This window comes from Halomonas sp. AOP43-D1-4, assembly GCF_052446175.1.
Taxonomy (GTDB): Bacteria; Pseudomonadota; Gammaproteobacteria; order Pseudomonadales; family Halomonadaceae; genus Vreelandella; species Vreelandella citrativorans.
On sequence record NZ_JBQSVY010000006.1, the window covers coordinates 16530 to 39643 of the forward strand.

A 23114-nucleotide genomic window follows, 5' to 3' on the forward strand; every position below is an offset into this window, starting at 1 on the left:
CCGTAATTATGGAAAAACCGGTACATCTTTTTAGTGATCTTTTCGAACAACTGGGCCTGCCATCAGACGCTGAGTCGATTGAAGTTTTCATCAAGCGCCATCGCCCTTTGCCCAAAGAGATGGTGCTTTCCGATGCGCCCTGTTGGAATGAAGGCCAAGCGGAATTTCTTCGTGAAGCCATTGAAGACGACGCTGACTGGGCCGAGCTAGTCGACGAGTTGGACGTTGCCATGCACCAAGGGAGTTAACGCGCTGGCGCCGCTTTCGAGCGGCGCTTGACCCAAGCACCAACAAGCAATAGTACCGTAAGAGCAACAAGCGGTAGCAGCACCTCAAACTGAAGTGCATTTTCTTCCTCTATCGCTTCAAGCGCCCCATGAATAGCGCTGCTGTATACGCCCCACTTAATCGATAGGCCTAGCGTTGCCGCAAGAAGAAAAATCGACAGTGGCACACGGCATAGCCCAGCTGCAAAGTTGATCACCGCGTGAGGAAAACCCGGCAAGACACGAAGTGCGCACTGGGTTAATAGATCTCCCCTGTCCTGAAGCGTTTGCATGACTTTTAGGGTTAGCCCTTTAGGTTGCCATGCGCTACGGGTACGTGCTGCTAACTGATGGCCACCGAATGCGCCCGCCACACTTCCAAGTGTCAGCATAATGGTGGCAACGACAGGTGGGTAAAAGGGCGCAATTAGCCAAAAGCCAATACTCCCGGGCAACCCGGCAGCCAGGGTAACGGCCATAAGGACAACCACCCCAACCACTACTGCGGGATGATGTGTCCATTCGTCAACGGTATGCCTGACCGCCATTAAATCCGGCGAGTGCCAAAACCACATACACGCCAGTATGGCTATCATGCCAACGGCTATCGCCAAACGCCACACAAGACGAAAGGCATTACGCATTCAGCCTGACCTCAACACGCTCAAGAATTTGCCGGCTCACTTTACCTACGAGCGGCTTCGCTGCTTTATTAACGGCTTTTTCCATAAAGCGATTATGAATTTCATAACCAAGCGTAAGCGATACTTCCGTTCCTTCTGGCACTTCACGCAGCCGGTAGCGCCCCTGATTTTTCACCCCATCAAGCGACTCCCAAGCCAGCGTATGGGGCGCCTGAATCTCTGTCACTTCCACGTCAAATGCCCAGTCCATACCTACTGCACGGACATGCCAACGATAGCGGTCGCCCCCCAATACATCAATGGAACGTATTAAATCAGAATAATCAGCAAAATCTTCCACGCGGCGCAATAGCTCAAATACGCGCTCAGGTGATGCTTTAACAATTTCACTGTGCTCTATGGTGGCCATGATCCCCTCGAACCGCTGAAAACTAACTGTTAACCGCTAAGCTACCTGTAAACCGAAACACCATCTGTAACCGCCGGAAACGATAAGCTTAGCAAAACAATGAGCGTAGCATGCTGCTCAATTTATCGGGAATGGCGAACAAGGAGAGACGATCATTCAGACTACGGCTGGTCAGATACGTTCTCATTGCGTAAACTGCCGCCCTCCCGGACCGGACCCCGGCACTCCGTGCAGCCTTATCGCGCACGAAAAATTCTCCGACAGCGAGCACTATTTATGTCCAGTACGTTTTCTCTCCCTTCTACGTCACCGACAGCGACGGTGGTTATCTATTCCGGCGGCATGGACTCCTATACGGTGCTTCACCGCGCACTGCGTGAAGGTCTGGAGGTTCACGCACTATCTTTTGACTATGGCCAACGTCACGCACGCGAGTTGGATGTGGCTACGCACGTGTGCCGTCAGTTGGGTATTCCTCACCAGGTAGTCGACATTCGAGCCATTCACGGTTTGATCGATAACTCCGCACTGACCAACGCCGACCAGGCCATGCCGACGGGTGACTACGCAGATGATAATTTGCGCGCCACTGTCGTTCCCAATCGCAATATGATTTTACTGTCCCTGGCGATTGCCAAAGCGGTCAATATAGGCGCTGGGCGCGTGGATTATGGCGCCCATGGCGGTGACCATGTTTTATACCCGGATTGCCGCCCCGAGTTTGTCGATGCCATGAATCACGTGGCGGGTATTGCCAACTTTGAGCACGTTACGCTGCATGCCCCTTACCTCTACTCATCAAAAGCGGATATTTTACGCGATGGCCTGTCCATGGGGCTTGATTACCAGCATACCTGGACCTGTTATGAAGGACGTGCGTTAGCGTGTGGTCAGTGCGGCAGCTGCCGAGAGCGCTTGGAGGCCTTTGCCGCTAACAATGTGCTCGACCCTTTGGCTTACGATGCGACAGCTCAGGTGAATCGCTGATGTACCACGTTAAAGAAGCCTTTTACACGCTACAGGGCGAAGGCGCACAAGCGGGTCGTGCCAGCGTTTTTTGCCGTTTTAGTGGCTGTAATTTGTGGTCAGGCCGTGAAGTGGATCGCGCTCATGCAAAATGTACCTTTTGCGATACCGATTTTATCGGCACTGACGGACAAAACGGCGGGCGATTCGCGACAGCGGCCGAGCTGGCTGCGCATATTAATGCGCTCTGGCCAAAAGGTAGCGCGAATGCCACCCCTTATGTGGTGTTTACCGGCGGTGAGCCGCTGCTCCAACTGGATACACCGTTAATTGACAAGCTACACCAGCAGGGCTTTGAAGTAGCCGTTGAAACGAACGGTACGTTGCTTCCCCCTCCCGGTATTGATTGGTTGTGCGTTAGCCCTAAAGGTAGTAATCCTTTGGCCATTACTCAGGGAAATGAATTAAAACTTGTTTATCCGCAGGCTAATGCTCTGCCTCCTGCATTTGAAGACCTTGCGTTTACTCACTTCTTTTTGCAGCCCATGGATGTAAGCCCGTTAGGGCTGCAGTCCGACACCATCGCTCAGGCAACGGATTACTGTATGGCTAACCCACAGTGGCGCCTTACGCTTCAAATTCACAAAATCGCAGGGTTTGACTAATGGCTTTATTTGTAAATCAGTTAACCCATATGGATGTCTCTGTTTGGTGCCCAACGCGCGGACTCATCGGCTGCAGCTGGCAAGTAGATGCGCTCCTTGAAGGCGCCTTGGGTGAAGACGGCATGCTATTTGATTTTGGCGAGGTAAAGCCCTGGATCAAACACACCCTGGACAGCGGTCTCGACCATACGCTTCTGGTGCCCACGCAGGCACCCGGTGTAAGCATTACTGATTGCGAGGAAGGCCTCTGCGTTCGCACCGAAACACCTTACCCCATGGAAGTACGTGGGCCTGCCGAAGCCTTTAGCCTGCTTCCCTGGGCATCTATTACGCTTGAACAGGTAGCGGCGTATTTAAGTGGCGAGTTGACCGCGCAGCGCCCCGTCAACGTTGACCGTGTCACGCTAACGTTAAGTGATGAAGCTACGACCGGAGCAGCCTATGGCTATAGCCATGGCCTTAAACGGCACCAGGGCAACTGCCAACGTATTGCCCACGGCCACCGCTCCAGGCTCTCTGTTTGGCAATCGGGCACGCGCCAACCTGAGCTGGAAGCTCGCTGGGCACACTGGCTGGATAACCGCTACCTACTTGAGCAAGCGGATATTGAACACCAGGACGATGTGTTCTTGACCTGTCGTTACCAGGCAGCCCAGGGAGACTTCGCCATTCGCCTGCCAACAGACCGCTGCGCGGTATTACCAGGCCCCACTACCGTAGAGAATATCGCCATCTGGCTGGCACGTAGCATCGCCGATGAAAGCGGCCACGCAACACATGTTCAAGCATTCGAGGGGATTAACAAAGGCGCCTTTGCGGAATTTACGCCATGAGTGAGGCAGGCATTATCGTTAAGCAAAGCGAAGGCTGCCGAGCGGGTTGTGGGGCGTGCTGTATAGCGCCATCCATCAGCTCACCGATTCCTGGGATGCCTCAAGGCAAGCCTGCCGGGGTTCGCTGCATTCAGCTGGATGAGCAGAATCTATGTCGGCTTTTTGGCGATACAAGCCGCCCCGCCGTATGCGCCAACTTTAACTTTGATGCCAGCGTTTGTGGCGAGCACCGTGATCAGGCACTCGCCACCCTTGCGCACCTCGAAACAGAAACTGGATACCCCTAACCTTCTACGCCCGCAGGCTGGGTCAAACGACGATCCAGCAGGCTCACCCAACGTACCAGCACCGGCGCATCACTATGACTAACATCATTCAGCAAATGCCGGAACGCCTCTTTGGCGTTAAGGTCGCCCGGCTCAATGTGCATCAACCATAACTCAAGGGCCGCCAGCTCTTGGTGGCGGTTCCCATTTTCTCGGGACTGGCTGATGGCCATCTCGGCAAGCGCCCTAACCTCGTTCGCTGGATGTCCAAGCTGGTGCCGAACGCTCGCCAACAGCGTCGCTAGCTCAGGCAAAAACAGCGTAGTACGCTCACGGGCGATCACAAGGCATTGATCCAAATAGTCTTCTGCGACATCAAGCTCACCCAGCTCAATACAGGCATCGATATACCATAATGAGGGGCGCTGGTAGCGGTCGCTCCCTTTAAGCTCGGTCATCCGCTCAAGGCTTTCGCGTATTTGTGCAAGCCCCCCTTGATCACCTGCCAATGCGCGCTGCCATCCCAACACCGCCTGGGCCGAGATTTGCCATAATTGCAAGTCGGGCGTGACGGTCATGGCTGCCGCCCTCTCCGCCTGGCGCGCCGCCAAGTGCACATGCCCTAACTGACGATAGAGTGAAGCCGCGAATAACAGCGACATTGCCAGCGTGCCTGGATGGCCAATTTTTTCCGCCAACCGAAGCGCTGCCGATACTTGCCGCTCTGCACGCTGATAGTCGCCCCGTAAACAGAGCGCCCAGCCTTGAAAACACGCTGCCGTTACCTGCGGGTGATCAGAGAACGGTAACCACTCAATCATCATTTGCGCATTGAGCGGATCAATTTCATCCAGATGATCGTGGGCCTGCTGGATACGCCCTGCCCAGTACTCGCATTGAGCGCGTGCATAATCCGCTAAACGGCGATAGCGCGGGTCTTCCAGTCGCTCCGCGATATCCGCAAGCGTCGAGGCAAGCGCAAACGCATCGGCATGCGCATAGCGCTGGCTGCGCCCTACCCAGAGCCCCCACTTAACCAGAAAGACCTGCTCAAGCTCTTCAGGGTCATCCAACATATCGCTGCCGGACTCACGCAGTAGCTCTCGGGCGCGAACAAAACTTTCATGAGCGATGGGTGAGCCGTGTCCTTCCAAGGAAAATGCGGCCTGCCCACGTACCGTAAGCAGGCTAACCTCGCGCTCTATCTCATGCTCAACATGGCGCAAGCTTGCCAACCCTGCGTCGGCCATCCGCAACGCCGTTCGGTTAGCACTGACCTTTAGCGCCTCGCGAGCAGAAAGCTCAAAATAGCGTGCGCCGCGCGCGTAATGACCGCTTCTACGCAAGTGCGCAGCAAAGTCGCCAGGATGGCGACTAATCCACATGGGGAAACGCTCTTCAATTAGCGTGACGACCTGCTGATGCAGTTTGACGCGTACATCGCGCGGGCAGGAGAGATAGGCAGCTTCCTGAAGAAGCTGATGGCTAAACTGGTACTCTTGCTCACCGACTTCTTTATTAACGGGCTCAATGATCTCGAGCTGACGCATATGCTCGAGCGCTTGCGTTAGTCGAGCGGGCTCCCAGCCACTGCACTCCAGCAAAAAATCCAGCCGGAAACGTTTGCCAAGTACTGCCGCCACGTGGGCAATAATGCGGTCGGCCTCCAACTGATCAATACGGCTGGCTAGCAAGCCCAGCAACCCCTTCGGCAGCTCATCAAATTGGACACTACGTCCTTCGCGACGGTCCATGTCCAGGCGTCGGCAAATTTCCTGCATGTAAAGCGGCACGCCATCGCACCGCTCTATGATCTGGTTACGCAGCCGGGGGCTTAAATGTATGCGGTAGCGGCGTGACAGCTGTGAAAGCAGGCGTGACGATTGCTGGACATCCAACTTGCCCAAATTGATCTGCTGGTCCCAGTGAAGCTTAACCGGTAAGGGTTCACGTCCATGGTGACTGGCAATCAGCATAAACGCCGTATTGATAGGCAAGCGCGCCTGAAGGCCTGCCAGCACTTTAAAGGAGGGTTCATCAACCCATTGAAGATCATCAATCATTAGCACCAGCGTACGTTCACTGGATTGCTGCTCAATCAAGCGATGTAACAACTGTACGACCAGCTCCGCCGCCTCGCCATTTTGCGCAAGCTGCGCCACCTCTTGAACGTCCCTAACCCCAAGCGCTTCTTCAAGTAGGTGCTGTCGGCTCTTTTCTAAAAGACCCAAGCCCAGAGTTGTTTGCATGGCATGCAAGGTATCCAGTGCAGGTGGCGCATTTAGATGCCAGGCCACCAGGCTGCGGGCAATGCCGTAAGGTTCAAGTACAGATAATCGCGTCGTTGGCTGCCAACAAATCGCGGCATCGCGACTTAATTCAAGCTGACGAAAGCCCACCATGAGCGCAGATTTCCCCATGCCCGAAGCACCTCGGACAAGCACGCTTTGGCGCAGCCCAATTCCCGCCCGCGCCAAGGCATCGCGGAGCGTACGCAGCGCGGCCTCACGCCCGACTAAACTCGGCGGTAGCGCATCACGCCCCCCTTCATTTTGACCCAAGACCAGCGCGCGCAGACGAATACGCCCATCGCTTGCCACCAGCCGAGACACCAGGCGTGGCTGTAGATCAAGCGCGGGGGGCATGTGCTGGCTGGCCTCCTGAGAGATGACCAGCTCACTGCCCTCTGCCGCACTCATTAGCTCCAAGGCAACTTGCGTCACCTGACCAAGAGGGTCCGCTAGCTGACGCTCTGCCAAATAGACGACCCGCCCGCTATTTAAACCGGCGGCAAGCTCAAAGGCGGGCGGCTCACCTTCCCTGTCCCAATGACGCGCCGACTCTTGCGGCAGCGCATGTTGACAGTGTTCGTAAAGCGCTACCAGCTCCGCAAGCTGGTGTGCGGGCCCATGTGTACCAAAACAGGCGAGCCCGAGTCCTCCGGTTGCCCCAGGTAACCAGAATCCCCCCAGATGATGACACTGCTGCTCTAACCAACGCAGTAACTCCAGCTGCAAGGCCAGACAGCTACGCACTGCTGCACGCTCCTGCCAGTCGCCCTTCAAGCGCAGCCGAATAGCCATCACGGAGAGCTGGCGCAGCTCGATTTCATCGTCGCGTAGCGGCTTGCTGTCCGCTGCCAATACGCGCGAAAAAGCGCCCTGAGGGGACATAGCACGAGGATCATGCGGCCCATCCGACCAATAGCTTGCGAGCTGTAAAAAACTGGGCTCAGGCTGCTGCCCCGAAAGTGCTAATAACTGTAAATAACCATTGTATTGCTCGTGAGCAGCAGCGATTTGGTTCTGCTCGGCAAGCTGGCGCACCAAGCGCTCATGAAAAGGTGCGTAACCAGAAAAGCGGCTTACCAAGCCTTCAAGCATTACATCTGGCGCATCCTCATGGGCTTCCAGGACCTGCTCAGCAAAGCGAATGACACGCTGACGCCATTCGTTGCGCACTTGTACGAACCACCGCTGAAATTCGCTACAGTTGGTTAGCTGGAGCTCCTCAACGAGGTCTCCCTGATAGCAGGTCAGCACCGCTTCGAGCGTTGCTAATTCGCGGGGGCCTTCCAGCAGTTGCTGCAGTTCATGTAAATCGATGCGCCAAGTCGATGGCAGGTTAAAAGCGATGGTTTGGCGCGACACATTCAAGACTTGATCAGCGTTATCCCCGAGCGAATGACGCAGGCAGTGCAGGGCATGGCGCAAGTTAGTCCTGCCTGATGAAAGCCCCTGGTCAGGCCATAACAGCTCGGCGAGCACCGCACGGTTCACCGGCTGGCGGTGAAGCAGTAAGTAGACTAACAGCGCTTTGACTTTGTCATAGCTAAAGTGGGTTAGTACACCATCCCCCTGAGAGAGGGAAAAATGACCAAAGAGGATTAGCTGATCAGACTCACGAGTATCGCGCATGCTACATATCCTGCCTGGGCTAGTGGTGTATTAAGCGGGTACACCACTATGAAAACGAAAAGCCGTATCGGGTGACGTTATCAGCTCTGCTTCCCGGGCCACAAAAAAAGCAATTCTTTCATCAATGGAAGCGTTAGTTTGCTGCTGCGCAAGCAGTAGGTAGTCTTCAAAATGACGCCCTTCGGACTTAACCAGCGTGCGATAAAATTTAGCCAACTCTTCATCCAGGTAAGGAATCAAGCGAGCAAAACGCTCGCAGCTGCGTGCTTCTATTAAGGCGCCAATAATGAGGATATCAATAAGACGCTCTGGATCATTGCTGCGCACATGACGTCGCAAGCCCTCAGCGTACCGGGAAGCGGTTAAATGCTTGTATTCAACGCCGCGCTTTTCCATTAAACCCACAACTTGCTCAAAGTGCAGCAATTCTTCGCGGGCGAGCTGAGACATTTTGCTCAATAAAAGAGGCTGGTCTACATAACGATACAGCAAGCTCATGGCCGTCGAAGCGGCCTTTTTCTCACACTGAGCGTGGTCAACAAGCAGTATTTCGGGGTTATCTAGCGCCCATTTAAGCCAGCTGTCCGGCGTTATACAGGCAAGAAATTCATTTAAACTTTCGGGCAACAAGTCATCTGCTTGAAGTTTATGGTCTGCGGGTGTTAATTCCGGCAATTGCATTGACATAACGTTCTTCCGAGCATTTTTTCACAATTGTACAATATTTAAACGCCGATAGCGTTCACCCCGTTCCCAAACCGCAAGAACAATGCCATGTCTCTTGGGTACATATTGCTGGCCACCGCTAATAGAAATAATGGCGCTCTACGCTTCGCTGTGAGGTTAGCTCAACGTGGAAAGCAACCGTAACGTTATAGCGTCCAAGCCATGGTAACGCGGCGCAACCGCGATCACACCTTTAGCATGCTCAGGCCCATCACACCCTGCCAGAAAGTGTCCCAAACGGCCAAAACACAGGCCTTTAAAGCGGTATTTTTTGTGTATCAACATAAAGTACAACACCTGCCTCTCGCCTTCTTCTTAACATTGTCGACAGTTTGCCGTAGAATCCGTGTCATCCAACCAGACGCTGTTTCCAAGCGTATGTCATGTGTCCGAGCGCACGCTCAAACACCGTGAAAATGTGTGCTCGCCACCATAAAGCAGATGAGAGGGCCCCAACGTGCTTGAAGCATATCGCCAACATGTCGAGGAACGCGCCGCTGAAGGCGTACCACCCAAGCCTCTAAACGCCGAGCAAGTTGCCGCCTTAATTGAGCTGCTAAAAACCCCACCGGCGGGTGAAGAGGAATTTGTTCTTGATCTGATCACCAACCGGGTTCCGCCGGGCGTCGATGAAGCCGCTTATGTAAAAGCGGGCTTTCTTACTGCAATCGCCAAGGGCGAAGCAACCTCTCCGCTGATCGATAAAATCCACGCGGTTAAGCTGCTGGGCACCATGCAAGGCGGCTACAACATCGTATCCATGGTAGAACTTTTGGATAACGAAGAGTTAGCGCGTGAAGCCGGCGAACAGCTCAAGCATACCCTGCTGATGTTTGATGCCTTTCATGATGTTGAAGAGCGTGCCAAAAAGGGTAACAGCGTTGCCAAGGACGTTATTCAGTCTTGGGCAGAAGCAGAGTGGTACCTTTCCAAGCCTGCTTTAGAAGAAAAAATCACCCTGACCGTCTTTAAGGTGCCGGGTGAAACCAACACTGATGATCTGTCACCAGCACCCGATGCTTGGTCGCGCCCCGATATCCCGCTGCACGCCAATGCCATGCTCAAAAACGAGCGTGACGGCATTGTGCCTGAAGTACCGGGCTCTATGGGTCCGCTCAAGCAAATTGAGGAAGTCAAATCCAAAGGCTTCCCGGTTGCTTATGTCGGTGATGTCGTGGGTACGGGCTCTTCACGTAAATCAGCCACTAACTCCGTGCTGTGGTTCTTTGGTGACGATATCCCTTACGTTCCCAACAAGCGCGCTGGCGGCTTCTGTTTTGGTAGCAAAATTGCTCCGATCTTCTTTAACACCATGGAAGATTCTGGCGCACTCCCGATTGAACTGGACGTATCAAAGCTGGAAATGGGCGATGTCATCGACGTCTACCCCTACGAAGGCAAGGTGTGCAAGCACGGTACTGATGAAGTGCTCACCACGTTTGCATTGAAAACTCAGCTGATCCTGGACGAAGTACGTGCTGGCGGCCGTATTCCTCTGATCATCGGTCGTGGCCTGACGGGCAAAGCACGTGAGTCTCTTGGCCTTGAGCCTTCTGACGTATTCCGCCTGCCGGATCAGCCCAAAGACACTGGCAAGGGCTTTACCCTGGCGCAGAAAATGGTCGGTAAGGCGTGCGGCCTGGAAGGCGTTCGTCCGGGCATGTACTGCGAACCTAAAATGTCCACGGTCGGCTCCCAGGATACTACTGGCCCGATGACCCGGGACGAGCTGAAAGACCTGGCCTGCCTGGGCTTCCAAGCGGACTTGGTCATGCAGTCATTCTGCCACACGGCGGCCTATCCGAAGCCGGTTGACGTGGACACTCACCACACACTGCCTGACTTCATTATGAACCGCGGCGGTGTATCGCTGCGTCCTGGCGACGGCATCATCCACAGCTGGCTGAACCGTATGCTGTTGCCAGATACAGTAGGCACCGGCGGCGACTCGCACACCCGCTTCCCGCTGGGCATCTCGTTCCCGGCTGGTTCTGGCCTGGTGGCCTTCGCTGCTGCCACCGGCGTTATGCCGCTGGATATGCCGGAATCCGTACTGGTGCGCTTTAAAGGCAAGCGCCAGCCTGGCGTTACCCTGCGCGACCTGGTTCACGCCATTCCGCTTTACGGCATCAAGCAAGGTCTTCTGACCGTTGATAAGGCCAACAAGAAGAATGCGTTCTCTGGCCGCGTGCTGGAAATTGAAGGCCTTGAAGACTTAACGGTCGAGCAGGCATTTGAGCTTTCCGATGCCTCTGCTGAGCGCTCTGCCGCTGGCTGTACTATTACGCTGTCTGATGAGAGCGTTACCGAGTACCTGAAATCCAACATCACACTGCTGAAGTGGATGATCGCTAACGGTTATGGCGATGAGCGTACGATTAGTCGTCGTATCGAAGGTATGGAAGCGTGGCTTGCCGACCCGAGCCTGATGCGTGCCGATGCGGATGCCGAATACGCCGAAGTCATCGAAATTGATTTGTCCGAGATTAAAGAGCCAGTACTTTGCGCGCCTAACGATCCTGACGATGCTCGTTTGCTGTCAGACGTAGCGGGCGAAAAGATTGATGAAGTATTTATCGGCTCGTGCATGACCAACATTGGTCATTTCCGCGCAGCGGGTAAACTACTTGAAAAGCAGCCTGCAGGCAGCCTCAAAACTCGCCTGTGGCTGGCACCGCCGACCAAAATGGACCAGCACCAACTGACCGAAGAGGGTTACTACGGCATTTATGGTCGTGCCGGTGCGCGTATGGAAATGCCGGGATGCTCACTGTGTATGGGTAACCAGGCGCGCGTTGCTGCAAAAAGCACCGTTGTGTCTACGTCTACACGTAACTTCCCGAACCGTTTGGGCGATGGTGCCAACGTGTACCTTGCCTCGGCGGAACTCGCCGCGGTTGCCGCGGTGGAAGGTCGCCTGCCAACCGTTGAAGAGTATCAGCGTTACATGAGTGAATTTGACGCCATGGCAGGAGAGATCTATCGTTATATGAACTTCCACGAAATTGAGGAGTATCAGAAAATCGCCTCAAACGTGATTCCGGTTGCTCAAGAAGCGTAACCATCCTATCGCCGATGCTCGCACCATCACAGACTTAATGAAATTCCGTTAATTCTGAGACGATGACCGAACGCCCCGCAACCTCTCGTTGTGGGGCGTTTTTATTACCGCAAGATGTCGGCGACTTGCGAGGGCTTCCGGATACTGCCACTCTGTTAGTTCATCCTTATGATTTAAAAGACAATGCAGCCACTGACACATCTTGGCTCGGCCTTAATGAAGACACTGCGCGATCATCTACGCCCCTTGATCGCCTATCATTTGTTTTTTACCTTACTGGCCTCTGCCCTGTTATTACCCCTAATTGGGTGGATAACCCAAGGCCTGCTTGCCCAATTAAAACGTACAGTGATCACCAATGACGAGCTAATCAGCCTGCTGTTTAGCCCCTTGGGCCTTGCTTGCATGCTGGTCGGCCTGGTCTTTACTTTTCTTATACTTTACTGGCAACAGGCTGGCATGCTCCAGGTCGCCGTTCGGCCTCACGGCAATCATTACCGGCTTGCGTTTGATGCACTCTGGTTAAGCGTTCGTCGCCTCCCCGCACTGGCAGGGTTAGTCATTTTACAGGTCGGTACGCATTTGCTGCTGCTGGCCCCTTTCATGGTCGCTCTTGCGTGGCTTTATAGTGTTTGGCTAAGCGGCTTGGACCCTTACTATTTACAGCGTGTCATGCCGCCAGTGCTTTGGTATTTTATTGCCTGCGCGCTGCCGCTTGTGGTGATTTGGCTAAGCTTAGCGGCCTGGCTTTATCTGCGCTGGCTGTTAGCGCTTCCTTTAGTAGCGCTTGATAACTACAGCCCGCTACGCGCCCTGACGCACAGTTTTCATTTAACCAAAGGCTGGCACCGCTCCATTGGCGCGGCCGTACTCATCCTGTTACTGCTCATTATTGCACTACCTGTTATCACCACCATCGCCTTTGATGCGCTGGTAACGCCGCTTCTCTGGTGGCTACCAGAACACAACACTTTTCTAATTCCCATCATGTTTGCCTATTTAACAGGCTATCTGCTGTTAACCCTCGCCGTTACCTTTATCGGTATTGCGGCTAACGCACTGCTTTCTGCTTGTTTGTACCTTCAGTTAGCGCATCACAAGGTGCGCCCTGCCCCTCCATCAAAAATCGTCCTCCCGGGCCGATTTGCCTGGGCGGTTGAACTTAGTGTATTGCTACTGGCCGCCTTACAAGCCTGGTGGATCCTGAACAGCTTTGAACTACGCGACAATGTAAACGTGTTTGCGCACCGTGGTAGTTCAACGGTCGCCCCCGAAAACACCCTGGCCGCGGTTAACCAGGCCATCATCGATAAAGCTGACGCCGTAGAGCTGGATGTTCGCTTGTCCGCCGATGGGCAGGTCATGATTTACCATGACCGAAGCCTGGCAAGATTAACCGGTGATAACAGAGAATTCGGCGACTTAACGCGTGAAGAGCTTAGTCAGTACGACATAGGCAGTTGGTTCGGTGATGCTTTTCAAAACGAGCCTATCGCAGGCCTGGATGAGGTACTTGAACGCGTACGTGGCCATGCCGGATTGATGATCGACATGAAGGCACTGCCCGGCGAGGAACAAGCACTTGCTGATGCAGTCATTGCCCTACTGCGTGCTGAGACCGATATGCGCTATGCCTGCTGGGCTAAAAGCAGTCATCCTATAACAGCGTATGGCGAGTGCGGCTTTCCCAACGCAATGCTGGAGATGCGGGTAGCCACGATGACGCCATCACTGTCTGCCCACATCAAACGCCAAGCGCCTGAACTACGCGTCACACTGCTGGCACAATTAATCCTGCCAGGCACGCTGGACCGCCGAAGCTTCGATGCCTTGGGACTTCGCCATAACCGTATTACAGCAGAGGAAGTGCGTCTTGCAGCGCTTTATGGCTATGAGATACACGCCTGGACAGTCAATGACCGGGCAAGAATGTCTACACTGATCGATTTAGGGGTTGATGCAATTATTACCGACTATCCCGCGCGTTTACGCGAATTGATTGAAGAGCGGCGAGCGTTAAGCGATGGGGAGCTTCTGTTGGTGAAGCTGCGCAATTGGCTACGTCAGTGACGTGTACTTAAACACGCCACTGACAGCTCATTTCGTAAAGCCAGTTAATGGGATCAATCGCCCATAACAACGCCTTCGCGACGCGGGTCGGCACCGCCAAACAGCGTCCCATCCTCCAGCCTACGGATGGCCTGAAGCCCACTGGTTAGCTCTCTTTCACTGATGGTATGCCCGTACTCCTCAAGCACTTCCAGGGTCGCTTCCGGGAAGCGCCCCTCTTCCAAATAAACATCGCCTCCCATGGTAATGGCGTGAGGCAAATTGAGCGCTTCTTGAGCACTCATCCCCCAATCACGCATCGCAACTAACGTGCGGGCGGTGTAATGAATAATAGCCGCGCCACCCGGCGACCCCAGGCTTGCCACCAGCTCGCCCGACTCTTTATCGAAGACGAGTGTTGGGCTCATGCTTGAACGCGGACGCTTGCCAGGCTCAACCCGATTAGCAACCAGCTCGCCGTCCACCTCTGGGGTAAACGAAAAGTCGGTCAACTCGTTATTAAGCAGGTACCCACCCGGCAGCCCGGTTCCTCCATCGGCAAGGATGCGCGAACCAAACGCCTGCTCAATAGACGTGGTCATCGCCACGGCATTGCCTTCAGCATCAATAATACTGATATGGCTAGTGCCATATTCCGGCTGATCCGGCTGTGAGGCAAAGCTAACGTCAAGCTCACCAGGGTTTCCTGGCTCCGCACTATCGCCCATGCTGGTGTCGCCAATTAACTTACTACGCTCTGAAAGATAGTCAGGCGCCAGCATTAATGACCAGTCCCCACCCGGCGCCTCTACGAACTCAGGGTCCGCGATATAACGTCCGCGATCAGCGAAGGCCAGCCGAGAAGCCTCCAAAAACTGATGCAGCCAACCACTGCTGGATACGCCGTTATCCAAGGGTGCTTCCAACAACGGCTGCTGATCTAAAAGGCCCAGTATTTGCATAATGGTAATATGCCCAGACGAAGGCGGAGGAAATCCGCACACTTCCCACTGTTGCCATGGCGTACACAGCGGTTCCCGCTCAATTGTCTGGTAGCCGCCAACATCCTCAAGGGTCATGCTGCCTGGCCGCACCGGATGGTTCTGTACACGATTTACTAAATCCTCAGCAATGTCGCCCTCATAAAAGGCCGCGCTGCCGTTGGTCGCAATTTGGCGCAATATGCTCGCCAACGCCGGGTTTTTTAACGTGTCGCCAACCGCTAGCGGCTCGCCGTTAGGCTGGTAATAGAAGCTCTCGGCGAGCGGGTCACTACGTAACGCTTCATCATTGGCAAGGCTGGTGTGCAGCCGTTGACTAACGGCAAACCCTTCCTCGGCAAGCGTAATAGCGGGTTCAAAAAGTGCCTCCCAAGCCAACTGGCCGTGCTCTTTATGTGCTTGTTCCAACATTCGCACCGTGCCTGGTACACCAACAGAAAGTCCACTGGCTACCGCATCTGCAAAGGGCAGCGGCTCGCCATTTTCCATGAACAATTCCCCTGTCACCGCACCAGGCGCTGTCTCTCGGCCGTCGTAAGCCTGAACGTTTGAGCCATCATAGAACATTAAAAAAGCACCACCGCCAATACCGCTGGACTGAGGCTCGACCAGTGTTAATACCATTTGCACAGCGATAGCAGCGTCAATGGCATTACCACCATTTGCCAACACTTGATAGCCTGCATCCGTTGCCAACGGGTTAGCCGCCGCAACTGCAAACGACTCCGCCTCCCAGCCGGGTTTTTCCTCATACCCCGACCCAACTTCTGGCGTTATAGAGGGGGTTTCATAGCTAAACCCAAAGCTATAGACCGGCACTAACAGCAATCCTGATAGTGCTAATTTAATCCTTTTTGGGGACATTACACTGCCCTCTCGCATCCTGGGAAATATCAAGTAAGTAACCACACAACAGAGTAGCCTATAAAACGCATGCGCCCGGCACAATGGCCGGGCGCAAAATAGCGGTTTACAGGTCGACGTTAGGTGATTGTCTCGCCTGCCAACATAAACCACGTCTCAAGTACTGCATCAGGGTTGAGGGATACTGAATCAATCCCCTGTTCCATCAACCACTTAGCCAATTCAGGATGATCTGAGGGCCCTTGCCCACAAATACCCACATATTTGCCTTGGGCTTTACAAGCCTGAATAGCCATTGCCAACAACTTTTTCACCGCCGCATTACGCTCATCAAACAGATGCGCCACGATGCCTGAGTCACGGTCCAGCCCCAGCGTTAACTGCGTAAGATCGTTAGAGCCGATTGAGAAGCCGTCGAAGTGTTCAAGAAATTCTTCAGCCAACAATGCATTAGCAGGTAACTCGCACATCATGATCACTTTCAGCCCGCTTGCATCGCCGCGCTTCAAGCCGTTTTCTGCCAACAGATCAACCACCTGCTTGGCTTCATCGGTGGTGCGTACAAAGGGCACCATGATTTCGACGTTATCAAGCCCCATCTCGTCGCGTACGTATTTTAAGGCGCGACACTCAAGCTCGAAGCAGGGCCGGAAAGCGTCCGAGATATACCGCGAAGCCCCACGGAAGCCCAACATGGGATTCTCTTCGCCCGGCTCGTAAAGCTTACCGCCAATCAGGTTTTCGTACTCGTTGGACTTGAAGTCAGACAAACGCACGATAACCCGCTGAGGGTAAAAGGCCGCCGCCAACGTGGAAATACCTTCCACCAGCTTGTCCACGTAGAAAGTTACCGGGTCGGTATAGCCCGCGGTACGAAGGTCAATCACCTGCTGCAAATCAGCGGGCAGCGTTGCGTAATCCAGCAGTGCCTTAGGGTGAACGCCAATCATACGATTGATGATGAACTCAAGCCGGGCAAGCCCTACGCCTGCGTTAGGCAGGCTGGCAAACCCAAATGCGCGATCAGGGTTACCCACGTTCATCATAATCTTGAACGGGATTTCAGGCATGGCATCGACGCTTGAAACCTTGCAGTCAAAATCCAGCAGCCCATCGTAAACGTGGCCGGTGTCACCTTCGGCACAGGAAACGGTGACATCGGTGCCTTCTCTGAGCTGCTGTGTAGCGTCACCACACCCAACCACCGCCGGAATGCCCAGCTCACGAGCAATAATCGCCGCATGGCAGGTACGCCCACCACGGTTGGTAACAATGGCTGAAGCCCGCTTCATAATGGGCTCCCAGTCTGGATCCGTCATGTCGGTCACCAGAATGTCACCGTCAAGAACCTTATCCATATCTTCCGGACTCATGACCACTTTGACCGTGCCACGGCCAATGCGCTGACCAATCGCCCGGCCGGTAATCAGGGTACGGCCCTTCTCGCGCAGCTGGAAACGCTCTAACTTGCCGCCTTCCTGCTGCGAGACCACCGTTTCAGGGCGTGCCTGCACGATATAGAGCTTACCGTCGTCACCATCAAGCGCCCACTCAATATCCATGGGGCGCTCGTAGTGCTGCTCAATCGTCACTGCCTGATGGGCAAGATCCATCACCTGCTGGTCGCTAATACAGAAACGATTACGCTGATTAAGCGGCACATCAACGGTGTCGACGGATTTACCGGCGCTGGTTTCCTGGCCGTAAACCATCTTGATGAGCTTGGAACCCAGGTTACGCCGTAAAACCGCCGGGCGGCCAGCGGCTAACGTGCCCTTATGAACATAAAACTCATCAGGGTTGACAGCACCTTGCACAACCGTTTCGCCCAGCCCCCACGAGGCCGTCACAAAGACAGCATCGCGGTAGCCTGATTCGGTATCCAGGGTAAACATGACCCCAGAAGCGCCCGTCTCAGAGCGCACCATTTTTTGAACACCCGCTGACAGCGCGACGTTTTCGTGGGCGTAGCCACGGTGAACGCGGTAAGAAATTGCGCGATCATTAAACAGCGAGGCAAACACCTCGTGTACAGCGCGTTTGATGTTATCGAAACCTTCGATATTCAGGAAAGTTTCCTGCTGACCCGCAAAAGAGGCATCCGGCAGGTCTTCCGCGGTTGCCGAGCTGCGCACCGCTACTTTCAGCTGAGGGTGCTGCTCCTGCAGTTGCTCATAGGCCTGACGCAGCGCACTTTCAAAAGCGGGCGGCAGCGGCGTATCAATAACCCATTGGCGAATATTAGTACCCGCTTCCGCCAGTGCTTTAACATCATCAACGTCCAGGCGCGATAGCGTGCTGTTAATGCGCTCGTTAAGCCCTTCATGAGAGAGAAATTCACGATATGCGTGAGCCGTAGTGGCAAATCCACCCGGTACGGTTACCCCGGCACCTGACAGATTGGAAATCATCTCGCCCAGCGAGGCGTTTTTACCACCCACGCGTTCGACGTCGGCCATACCTAACTGATCGAACCACAGAATGTACTCTTCCACGCAACCCCCTCGCTTTAAGACGTTGATGCAATCTTTTAGATCGCCAATCATTGATCGTGTCACCCTATCACCGTGCCACCCTATTCGCCATTGGTCTAATAGCGAAGGGAGTGGAGGATTTTTACAACATAAGGTGTATACGGGCAGTTTATGTAGTCGCCTGGGGCGTTGTGCTTAGCGAACGCTCGGCACACAATAGCGTATCTATTATTTAATTGACGGGCGTGATTATGAAGCGGACAGCTTTCTTTATTTCCGATGGTACCGGTATTACGGCCGAGAGCCTGGGTCGCAGCCTGTTGGCTCAATTCAGCGATATTGAGATCAACATGCTGACCAAGCCTTATATCGATACGCTTGAAAAAGCGGAAGCGCTTGCCCGGGTTATTGAATCCACTGCCGCTCGAGATGAGCAACAACCGATCATTATCGATACCATCGTTGACCAGCAGATACGCGATGTAATTCGCCAAGCGCCGGGCTTCAAGGTGGATATCTTTTCTACCTTTTTGAAACCCTTGGAGCAGGAATTAGGCACCCACTCTTCTTACAGCGTGGGAAGAACTCACTCGATTGGCAGTGACGACGTCTATATGGACCGGATTCATTCGGTACACTTCGCACTCGATAACGACGATGGCGCCCGTACGCATCAATACGACAAAGCCGATATTATTTTAGTGGGCGTATCGCGCTGCGGCAAAACACCCACATCGCTTTATTTAGCACTTCAGTTTGGCATTCGAGCGGCTAACTACCCGCTTACCGAGGACGACCTTGACGAAGACGGCACGCTCAAGCTGCCCAAGGTGTTAGCACCGCACCAGCGCAAGTTGTTTGGGTTAACTATTGATGCTCGCAGGCTATCCGCCATACGCAATGAGCGTCGGCCGAACAGCCGCTATAGCTCAATGGATCAGTGTCTGCAGGAAGTCGAACAGGCCGAAGCGCTTTACCGCATTATGCATATTCCGTTTATTGATGCGACGCGCTTTTCAGTAGAAGAAATTTCGACACGGATGATTGCCGAGACAGGCTTAGCGAGGCGCTTCTCCCCCCGCTAAACCAGCACTAAATAACAACGCTAAAAATTACATGCCTTTGGGGGCGAAGATACCCGGAGCGTTACGCCAGTAGCCTTTGTAGTCCATACCAAAACCGAACACATAGCGGTCCGCGACCTCCAGGCTGCAGTAATCAGCTTTCAAGCCCGGCACCGCTTTGCGGTTATGTTGCTTATCCACCAGAACGGCAGTCGTAACGCTGGCTGCCTGAGCTTCTTTACAGTAAGCAAGAATTGCGGCGAGCGTCGATCCTTCATCCAAAATGTCATCCACGATGACGACGTGGCGCCCGGCCATGGGAATTTCAGGCGACACACGCCAGAAAAGCTCGCCACCGCGCAGCTCGTTGCGATAACGCGTGGCATGCAAATAGTCCACTTCCAGCGGAAACCCCAATCGGGTCAGCAGATGCCCGGTCGTAATCAAGCCACCGTTCATCACACAATAAAAAACCGGCAGTTTGTCCCCCAGGTCTTCAGTAATGGCCTCCGCCATGCGATCCAGCGCCCGCTCGACTTCTTCCTGAGAGATCAGGCAGTCTGCTGTTTCCATTAGCTGGCGCATTGAGTCCAATGACTCAAGCGCTTCTTTATCCAATTTGGACATGGGGTAACTCCCAAAAATGTAGCAACGTTGCGAAAAGAAAAATCAGGTGGGATTAGGGCAGTCCGCCAGCGCTTCTAGCCTGGCATGCGTACGTCGCCAACGCCCCAGCGCGGTCAGCGCATCCAAATCAGGTCGTGCACGGCCATAGCGGAGTTTCGCAGGGCGCTTATTGGCAATGCCCTGGCTGGCTTCAACGACCTCAAGCGCAGCGGCACGGTCGTTACACACCAGCAACATATCGCAGCCAGCGGCGAGCGCAGCAGCGGCACGCTCGCGTGGCGAGCCCGCTTCGTGAGCACCTGCCATACTCAAATCATCTGAAAAAATACAGCCTTTAAAGCCCAGCGATTCACGTAGCATCCCCAACCAACTGGGCGAAAAGCCCGCCGGGCGTGTATCAAACGCTCGATAAATGACATGCGCGGGCATGATGCCATCCAGCTGGGGGGCTAGATGTTCAAAGGGGACAAGGTCGCGCTGTTTAATTGCCTCCATTGAACGCTCATCAATGGGCAGTGCGACATGGGAATCCGCGGCTACGCCGCCGTGACCAGGGAAGTGTTTACCCACAGCGCCCATGCCCGCCTGATGTAAGCCCTCAACAAAAGCGGCGCCTAATTGAGCAACGTGCTCAGGGTCACCACTGAAACTACGGTCGCCGATGACGCTAGAAATCCCGCTATCCACATCAAGCACTGGTGCAAAGCTTAAATCCAGCCCACAGGCGGCCATTTCCATGCCAAGCAACCAACCTGCGTCCATGGCGAGAGAGCGGCCTTCTTCAGGGTCTTGAGCATAACGCTCACCAATCCGGGCCATGGCCGGTAAGCGGGTAAGCCCTTTTTTGATACGCTGTACGCGGCCACCCTCTTGGTCAACCGCCAATAAAAGATCGCCCCGTATGCGCCTTATATCGCTACACAGCTTGCGCACCTGGTAGGCGTCTTCCACATTACGGGCAAACAAAATCACGCCACCGACAGCAGGTTCAAGCAGCAAGCGCTTTTCAGCATTGGATAATTCAGGCCCTTCCAGGTCGAGCATGACCGGGCCAATAGGTTGAGTCATTAGCAGGGATCCAACAAAAGGGCCGATGATTTTAGACGATCAACGCACAGAGTCAAAAAAGCCTCTGCGTAAGGCCATTACAGATGGCTGCCATGTAGCCAAACAGGCGTTCCAGGCACGGCGCGCTCAAAGATATAAAGCAGGTCCTCGTTGCGCATACGAACACAGCCATGTGAAGCAGGTTTGCCCATCGGTTGATCGGGCGGCGTTCCGTGTACATAAATATAGCGGCGCTGAGAGTCAACCGTGCCTGCACGGTTAAATCCTCGCTCTAACCCACACAGCCATAAAATACGCGTCAAAATCCAGTCACGTGTCGGATGAGCGTCGGCCAAGTCACTTGAGAAAATTTCACCGGTAAAACGCCTGCCTCTAAATACCGCATTGACCGGCTGTTCATGGCCAATTGCCGCGCGAACATAGTGCCAGCCATGCGGCGTTTGGCCACTTCCTTCTTGCTGGCCAACGCCAGCGCCTCCAGTAGAGATAGCGCACTCAAAGTCTGGTGTTTGACCCTGCCACCAGCGCAGGATTTGTGCGCCGGTATCAATTTCGATCCAGCCGTCTTTTTTAGGTGGCAACTCAGCTAACAGGGGCGTTCGCATGCTGCGCTCCTTCAACCTCTTGCGGCAGTGGAGCATTCATGGCGGCAACGACCACAGGGCGCAAGCGTCGCACTAAATCACGCACAGTCACCTGCTCCTGATAATCCTTGGAGGCGATATCACGTAGCGCATCCAGCCCCGACAAGGTGAAAATGACCGTACCCAACATAAAGTGCAGCCGCCAAAAACGCTCGGCATCGGGTAAATCAGGGGTCGCCTTACGCACAAGCCCGGTAAAGCGGGTAAACACATCCCCATATTGCTCTTGAATATGGCGCCGTAAATGCCCCTGCGCTTGGCTATAGGCTAATCCCAATAAGCGCATGAAGACTTTCAAACTATCCCGTTCAGCAGGCACTGCCAGCACCGTGGTGGCCATTGTTTCAAGCAGCTCTTCCAGGGGGATGGCACGATCGGCGTATTGGGCTTCAAGCTCATCGAGCGCACCATGAAAACGCTGAGTAAACGGGTCTAGATAGCGCGAGAATACGGCTTGGATAAGGGCTTTCTTGGAACCAAAATGATAATTAACAGCCGCCAGGTTTACTCGCGCTTTACTGGTAATGTTACGCAGTGACGTTTCAGCAAAGCCACGCTCTGCAAACAGCACCTCAGCGGTATCCAGAATGCGTGACACCGTGTCAGATTGTGCCATTATGGCCTCCGGAGAAACGAGTGTTTAAAACATGCCAGAATAGTAAGTCATATCTTAATCAGGCTCAATCACCCTTATTCACCGATTTTTTTTAATTGGCTACCCTGCACATTAGTGTTAATTCAAACGTCTTACCGCTCACAGACAGTGTTTTAACAAGCTGCTTTTTTAACCATGTACTGGATAGAGCAACATACTGTATACTTAAACACATACTGATCAAGCAGACAGATACCGACTGTCTTTTATTGTTTATGGAGTTTGGTATGTCGCGGCCACTCACAGCACGTCAGCAACATGTTTTTGATTTTATAGTAAAAACCATGGGTGAATTCGGCTACCCTCCCACCCGCGCCGAAATTGCCAAGGCCTTGGGCTTTAAATCCCCCAATGCCGCTGAAGAGCATTTACGTGCTCTTGAGCGTAAAGGCGTTATCCGGATTATTCGCAATACGTCGCGGGGGATTCGCCTCCCCAACCAGGAAGCTCAGGACGTTAGCGAATTACCCGCCACCGTTGCAGCCAACAGCAATGATCTTCCGCCGATGGGCTTGCCAGTCATCGGTGAAGTGGCCGCTGGCAGCCCGATCCTTGCAGCGGAGCATATCGACCGTTACTGCCCGCTACCCGCAGAATATTTCACCCCTAAAGCCGACTACCTCCTGCGGGTACGCGGTTTATCCATGAAGGATGTGGGCATCCTGGAAGGCGATTTACTGGCGGTGCACCGCACTGATCGTGTACGTGACGGGCAAATCGTCGTTGCGCGGCTGGAAGATGAAGTCACTGTAAAACGCTTTCAACGCCAAGGGTATCAGGTCATGCTGATTGCGGAAAACGCTGATTTTGCACCGATTGAAATCGACCTGCGAACCCAATCCCTGGATATTGAAGGCGTAGGTGTAGGCGTCATCCGTGGCGGTAATGGCCAAGCGCTAGGCTAATAAGCCGTTT

General features: G+C 54.0%; 19 protein-coding genes. 9 read left to right on the plus strand and 10 right to left on the minus strand.

The window, feature by feature from the left end; translation table 11 throughout:
• Positions 1 to 8: 8 nt before the first annotated feature.
• Positions 9 to 248, plus strand: a complete 240-nt coding sequence (locus tag ACT3RQ_RS07755) for a DUF2789 domain-containing protein (RefSeq protein ID WP_172118460.1) — start codon at positions 9 to 11, stop codon at positions 246 to 248.
• On the opposite strand, the gene ACT3RQ_RS07760 is transcribed toward ACT3RQ_RS07755, so the two are convergent.
• Entirely contained in the window at positions 245 to 910 is a 666-nt protein-coding gene (locus ACT3RQ_RS07760; protein WP_441679154.1) for a VTT domain-containing protein, read from the minus strand. The genes ACT3RQ_RS07755 and ACT3RQ_RS07760 overlap by 4 nt on opposite strands.
• Positions 903 to 1319, minus strand: a complete 417-nt coding sequence (locus ACT3RQ_RS07765) for an SRPBCC family protein (protein ID WP_444680269.1) — start codon at positions 1317 to 1319, stop codon at positions 903 to 905. Before ACT3RQ_RS07765 ends, ACT3RQ_RS07760 begins: the two co-directional genes overlap by 8 nt.
• Positions 1320 to 1595: 276 nt before the next feature.
• On the opposite strand from ACT3RQ_RS07765, the gene queC reads away from it, so the two are divergent.
• The 4 genes from queC to ACT3RQ_RS07785 are packed head-to-tail and all read left to right on the plus strand — an operon-like array spanning position 1596 to position 4070.
• A complete protein-coding gene (queC, locus tag ACT3RQ_RS07770) occupies positions 1596 to 2306 on the plus strand; it encodes a 7-cyano-7-deazaguanine synthase QueC (protein WP_441679152.1) in 711 nt (236 codons plus the stop codon).
• Positions 2306 to 2950, plus strand: a complete 645-nt coding sequence (gene queE, locus ACT3RQ_RS07775; protein WP_087107343.1) for a 7-carboxy-7-deazaguanine synthase — start codon at positions 2306 to 2308, stop codon at positions 2948 to 2950. The genes queC and queE overlap by 1 nt, the downstream gene beginning before the upstream one ends.
• Positions 2950 to 3783, plus strand: coding sequence for a 6-carboxytetrahydropterin synthase (locus tag ACT3RQ_RS07780; protein WP_192528299.1), 834 nt, complete (start codon positions 2950 to 2952; stop codon positions 3781 to 3783). The genes queE and ACT3RQ_RS07780 overlap by 1 nt, the downstream gene beginning before the upstream one ends.
• Complete coding sequence (locus ACT3RQ_RS07785; protein ID WP_192528300.1) at positions 3780 to 4070, plus strand: YkgJ family cysteine cluster protein; 291 nt, start codon at positions 3780 to 3782, stop codon at positions 4068 to 4070. Before ACT3RQ_RS07780 ends, ACT3RQ_RS07785 begins: the two co-directional genes overlap by 4 nt.
• On the opposite strand, the gene ACT3RQ_RS07790 is transcribed toward ACT3RQ_RS07785, so the two are convergent.
• Together ACT3RQ_RS07790 and ACT3RQ_RS07795 are read right to left on the minus strand one after the other, a co-directional pair.
• The gene (locus ACT3RQ_RS07790; protein ID WP_444680270.1) at positions 4067 to 7966 is read right to left on the minus strand and encodes an AAA family ATPase; all 3900 of its coding nucleotides are present in this window, start codon (positions 7964 to 7966) and stop codon (positions 4067 to 4069) included. The genes ACT3RQ_RS07785 and ACT3RQ_RS07790 overlap by 4 nt on opposite strands.
• Before the next feature lie 30 nt (positions 7967 to 7996).
• Positions 7997 to 8653 (minus strand): tRNA-(ms[2]io[6]A)-hydroxylase, encoded by a 657-nt coding sequence (locus tag ACT3RQ_RS07795; RefSeq protein WP_087107350.1) that lies wholly within the window; start codon positions 8651 to 8653, stop codon positions 7997 to 7999.
• Positions 8654 to 9149: 496 nt separating this feature from the next.
• On the opposite strand from ACT3RQ_RS07795, the gene acnB reads away from it, so the two are divergent.
• A complete protein-coding gene (gene acnB / locus ACT3RQ_RS07800) occupies positions 9150 to 11753 on the plus strand; it encodes a bifunctional aconitate hydratase 2/2-methylisocitrate dehydratase (protein WP_087107353.1) in 2604 nt (867 codons plus the stop codon).
• A 183-nt stretch (positions 11754 to 11936) separates the two neighbouring features.
• Complete coding sequence (locus ACT3RQ_RS07805) at positions 11937 to 13823, plus strand: glycerophosphodiester phosphodiesterase family protein (RefSeq protein WP_444621898.1); 1887 nt, start codon at positions 11937 to 11939, stop codon at positions 13821 to 13823.
• Between the two features lie 53 nt (positions 13824 to 13876).
• Here ACT3RQ_RS07805 and ggt read toward each other — a convergent pair whose 3' ends face one another.
• A complete protein-coding gene (gene ggt / locus ACT3RQ_RS07810) occupies positions 13877 to 15667 on the minus strand; it encodes a gamma-glutamyltransferase (protein ID WP_444621897.1) in 1791 nt (596 codons plus the stop codon).
• Between the two features lie 119 nt (positions 15668 to 15786).
• Entirely contained in the window at positions 15787 to 18162 is a 2376-nt protein-coding gene (gene ppsA / locus ACT3RQ_RS07815; RefSeq protein WP_444621896.1) for a phosphoenolpyruvate synthase, read from the minus strand.
• A 230-nt stretch (positions 18163 to 18392) separates the two neighbouring features.
• On the opposite strand from ppsA, the gene ppsR reads away from it, so the two are divergent.
• Positions 18393 to 19226, plus strand: coding sequence for a posphoenolpyruvate synthetase regulatory kinase/phosphorylase PpsR (gene ppsR, locus ACT3RQ_RS07820; protein WP_444621895.1), 834 nt, complete (start codon positions 18393 to 18395; stop codon positions 19224 to 19226).
• Positions 19227 to 19253: 27 nt separating this feature from the next.
• Here ppsR and ACT3RQ_RS07825 read toward each other — a convergent pair whose 3' ends face one another.
• From ACT3RQ_RS07825 to ACT3RQ_RS07840, 4 genes are all read right to left on the minus strand, one after another.
• Positions 19254 to 19832, minus strand: coding sequence for a hypoxanthine-guanine phosphoribosyltransferase (locus ACT3RQ_RS07825; RefSeq protein ID WP_087107361.1), 579 nt, complete (start codon positions 19830 to 19832; stop codon positions 19254 to 19256).
• 42 nt (positions 19833 to 19874) lie between these two features.
• Positions 19875 to 20900, minus strand: a complete 1026-nt coding sequence (gene nagZ / locus ACT3RQ_RS07830; RefSeq protein WP_444680271.1) for a beta-N-acetylhexosaminidase — start codon at positions 20898 to 20900, stop codon at positions 19875 to 19877.
• A gap of 77 nt (positions 20901 to 20977) precedes the next feature.
• Positions 20978 to 21505: a L,D-transpeptidase family protein gene (locus ACT3RQ_RS07835; RefSeq protein ID WP_444640400.1), complete on the minus strand. Its 528-nt coding sequence runs from the start codon at positions 21503 to 21505 to the stop codon at positions 20978 to 20980.
• Positions 21483 to 22160, minus strand: coding sequence for a TetR/AcrR family transcriptional regulator (locus tag ACT3RQ_RS07840; protein WP_444680272.1), 678 nt, complete (start codon positions 22158 to 22160; stop codon positions 21483 to 21485). The genes ACT3RQ_RS07835 and ACT3RQ_RS07840 overlap by 23 nt, the downstream gene beginning before the upstream one ends.
• A 266-nt stretch (positions 22161 to 22426) precedes the next feature.
• Here ACT3RQ_RS07840 and lexA point away from each other — a divergent pair, with 266 nt between their 5' ends.
• The gene (gene lexA / locus ACT3RQ_RS07845; protein ID WP_444680273.1) at positions 22427 to 23104 is read left to right on the plus strand and encodes a transcriptional repressor LexA; all 678 of its coding nucleotides are present in this window, start codon (positions 22427 to 22429) and stop codon (positions 23102 to 23104) included.
• The last annotated feature ends 10 nt before the right edge of the window (positions 23105 to 23114 follow it).

Excerpts from the sequence above, each read along its gene's own strand:
- ACT3RQ_RS07755 (WP_172118460.1), top strand. The coding sequence starts at position 9 with ATGGAAAAACCGGTACATCTTTTTAGTGATCTTTTCGAACAACTGGGC.
- ACT3RQ_RS07760 (WP_441679154.1), bottom strand. The coding sequence starts at position 910 with ATGCGTAATGCCTTTCGTCTTGTGTGGCGTTTGGCGATAGCCGTTGGC.
- ACT3RQ_RS07765 (WP_444680269.1), bottom strand. The coding sequence starts at position 1,319 with ATGGCCACCATAGAGCACAGTGAAATTGTTAAAGCATCACCTGAGCGC.
- queC (WP_441679152.1), top strand. The coding sequence starts at position 1,596 with ATGTCCAGTACGTTTTCTCTCCCTTCTACGTCACCGACAGCGACGGTG.
- queE (WP_087107343.1), top strand. The coding sequence starts at position 2,306 with ATGTACCACGTTAAAGAAGCCTTTTACACGCTACAGGGCGAAGGCGCA.
- ACT3RQ_RS07780 (WP_192528299.1), top strand. The coding sequence starts at position 2,950 with ATGGCTTTATTTGTAAATCAGTTAACCCATATGGATGTCTCTGTTTGG.
- ACT3RQ_RS07785 (WP_192528300.1), top strand. The coding sequence starts at position 3,780 with ATGAGTGAGGCAGGCATTATCGTTAAGCAAAGCGAAGGCTGCCGAGCG.
- ACT3RQ_RS07790 (WP_444680270.1), bottom strand. The coding sequence starts at position 7,966 with ATGCGCGATACTCGTGAGTCTGATCAGCTAATCCTCTTTGGTCATTTT.
- ACT3RQ_RS07795 (WP_087107350.1), bottom strand. The coding sequence starts at position 8,653 with ATGTCAATGCAATTGCCGGAATTAACACCCGCAGACCATAAACTTCAA.
- ACT3RQ_RS07805 (WP_444621898.1), top strand. The coding sequence starts at position 11,937 with ATGCAGCCACTGACACATCTTGGCTCGGCCTTAATGAAGACACTGCGC.
- ggt (WP_444621897.1), bottom strand. The coding sequence starts at position 15,667 with ATGTCCCCAAAAAGGATTAAATTAGCACTATCAGGATTGCTGTTAGTG.
- ppsR (WP_444621895.1), top strand. The coding sequence starts at position 18,393 with ATGAAGCGGACAGCTTTCTTTATTTCCGATGGTACCGGTATTACGGCC.
- ACT3RQ_RS07825 (WP_087107361.1), bottom strand. The coding sequence starts at position 19,832 with ATGTCCAAATTGGATAAAGAAGCGCTTGAGTCATTGGACTCAATGCGC.
- nagZ (WP_444680271.1), bottom strand. The coding sequence starts at position 20,900 with ATGACTCAACCTATTGGCCCGGTCATGCTCGACCTGGAAGGGCCTGAA.
- ACT3RQ_RS07835 (WP_444640400.1), bottom strand. The coding sequence starts at position 21,505 with ATGCGAACGCCCCTGTTAGCTGAGTTGCCACCTAAAAAAGACGGCTGG.
- ACT3RQ_RS07840 (WP_444680272.1), bottom strand. The coding sequence starts at position 22,160 with ATGGCACAATCTGACACGGTGTCACGCATTCTGGATACCGCTGAGGTG.
- lexA (WP_444680273.1), top strand. The coding sequence starts at position 22,427 with ATGTCGCGGCCACTCACAGCACGTCAGCAACATGTTTTTGATTTTATA.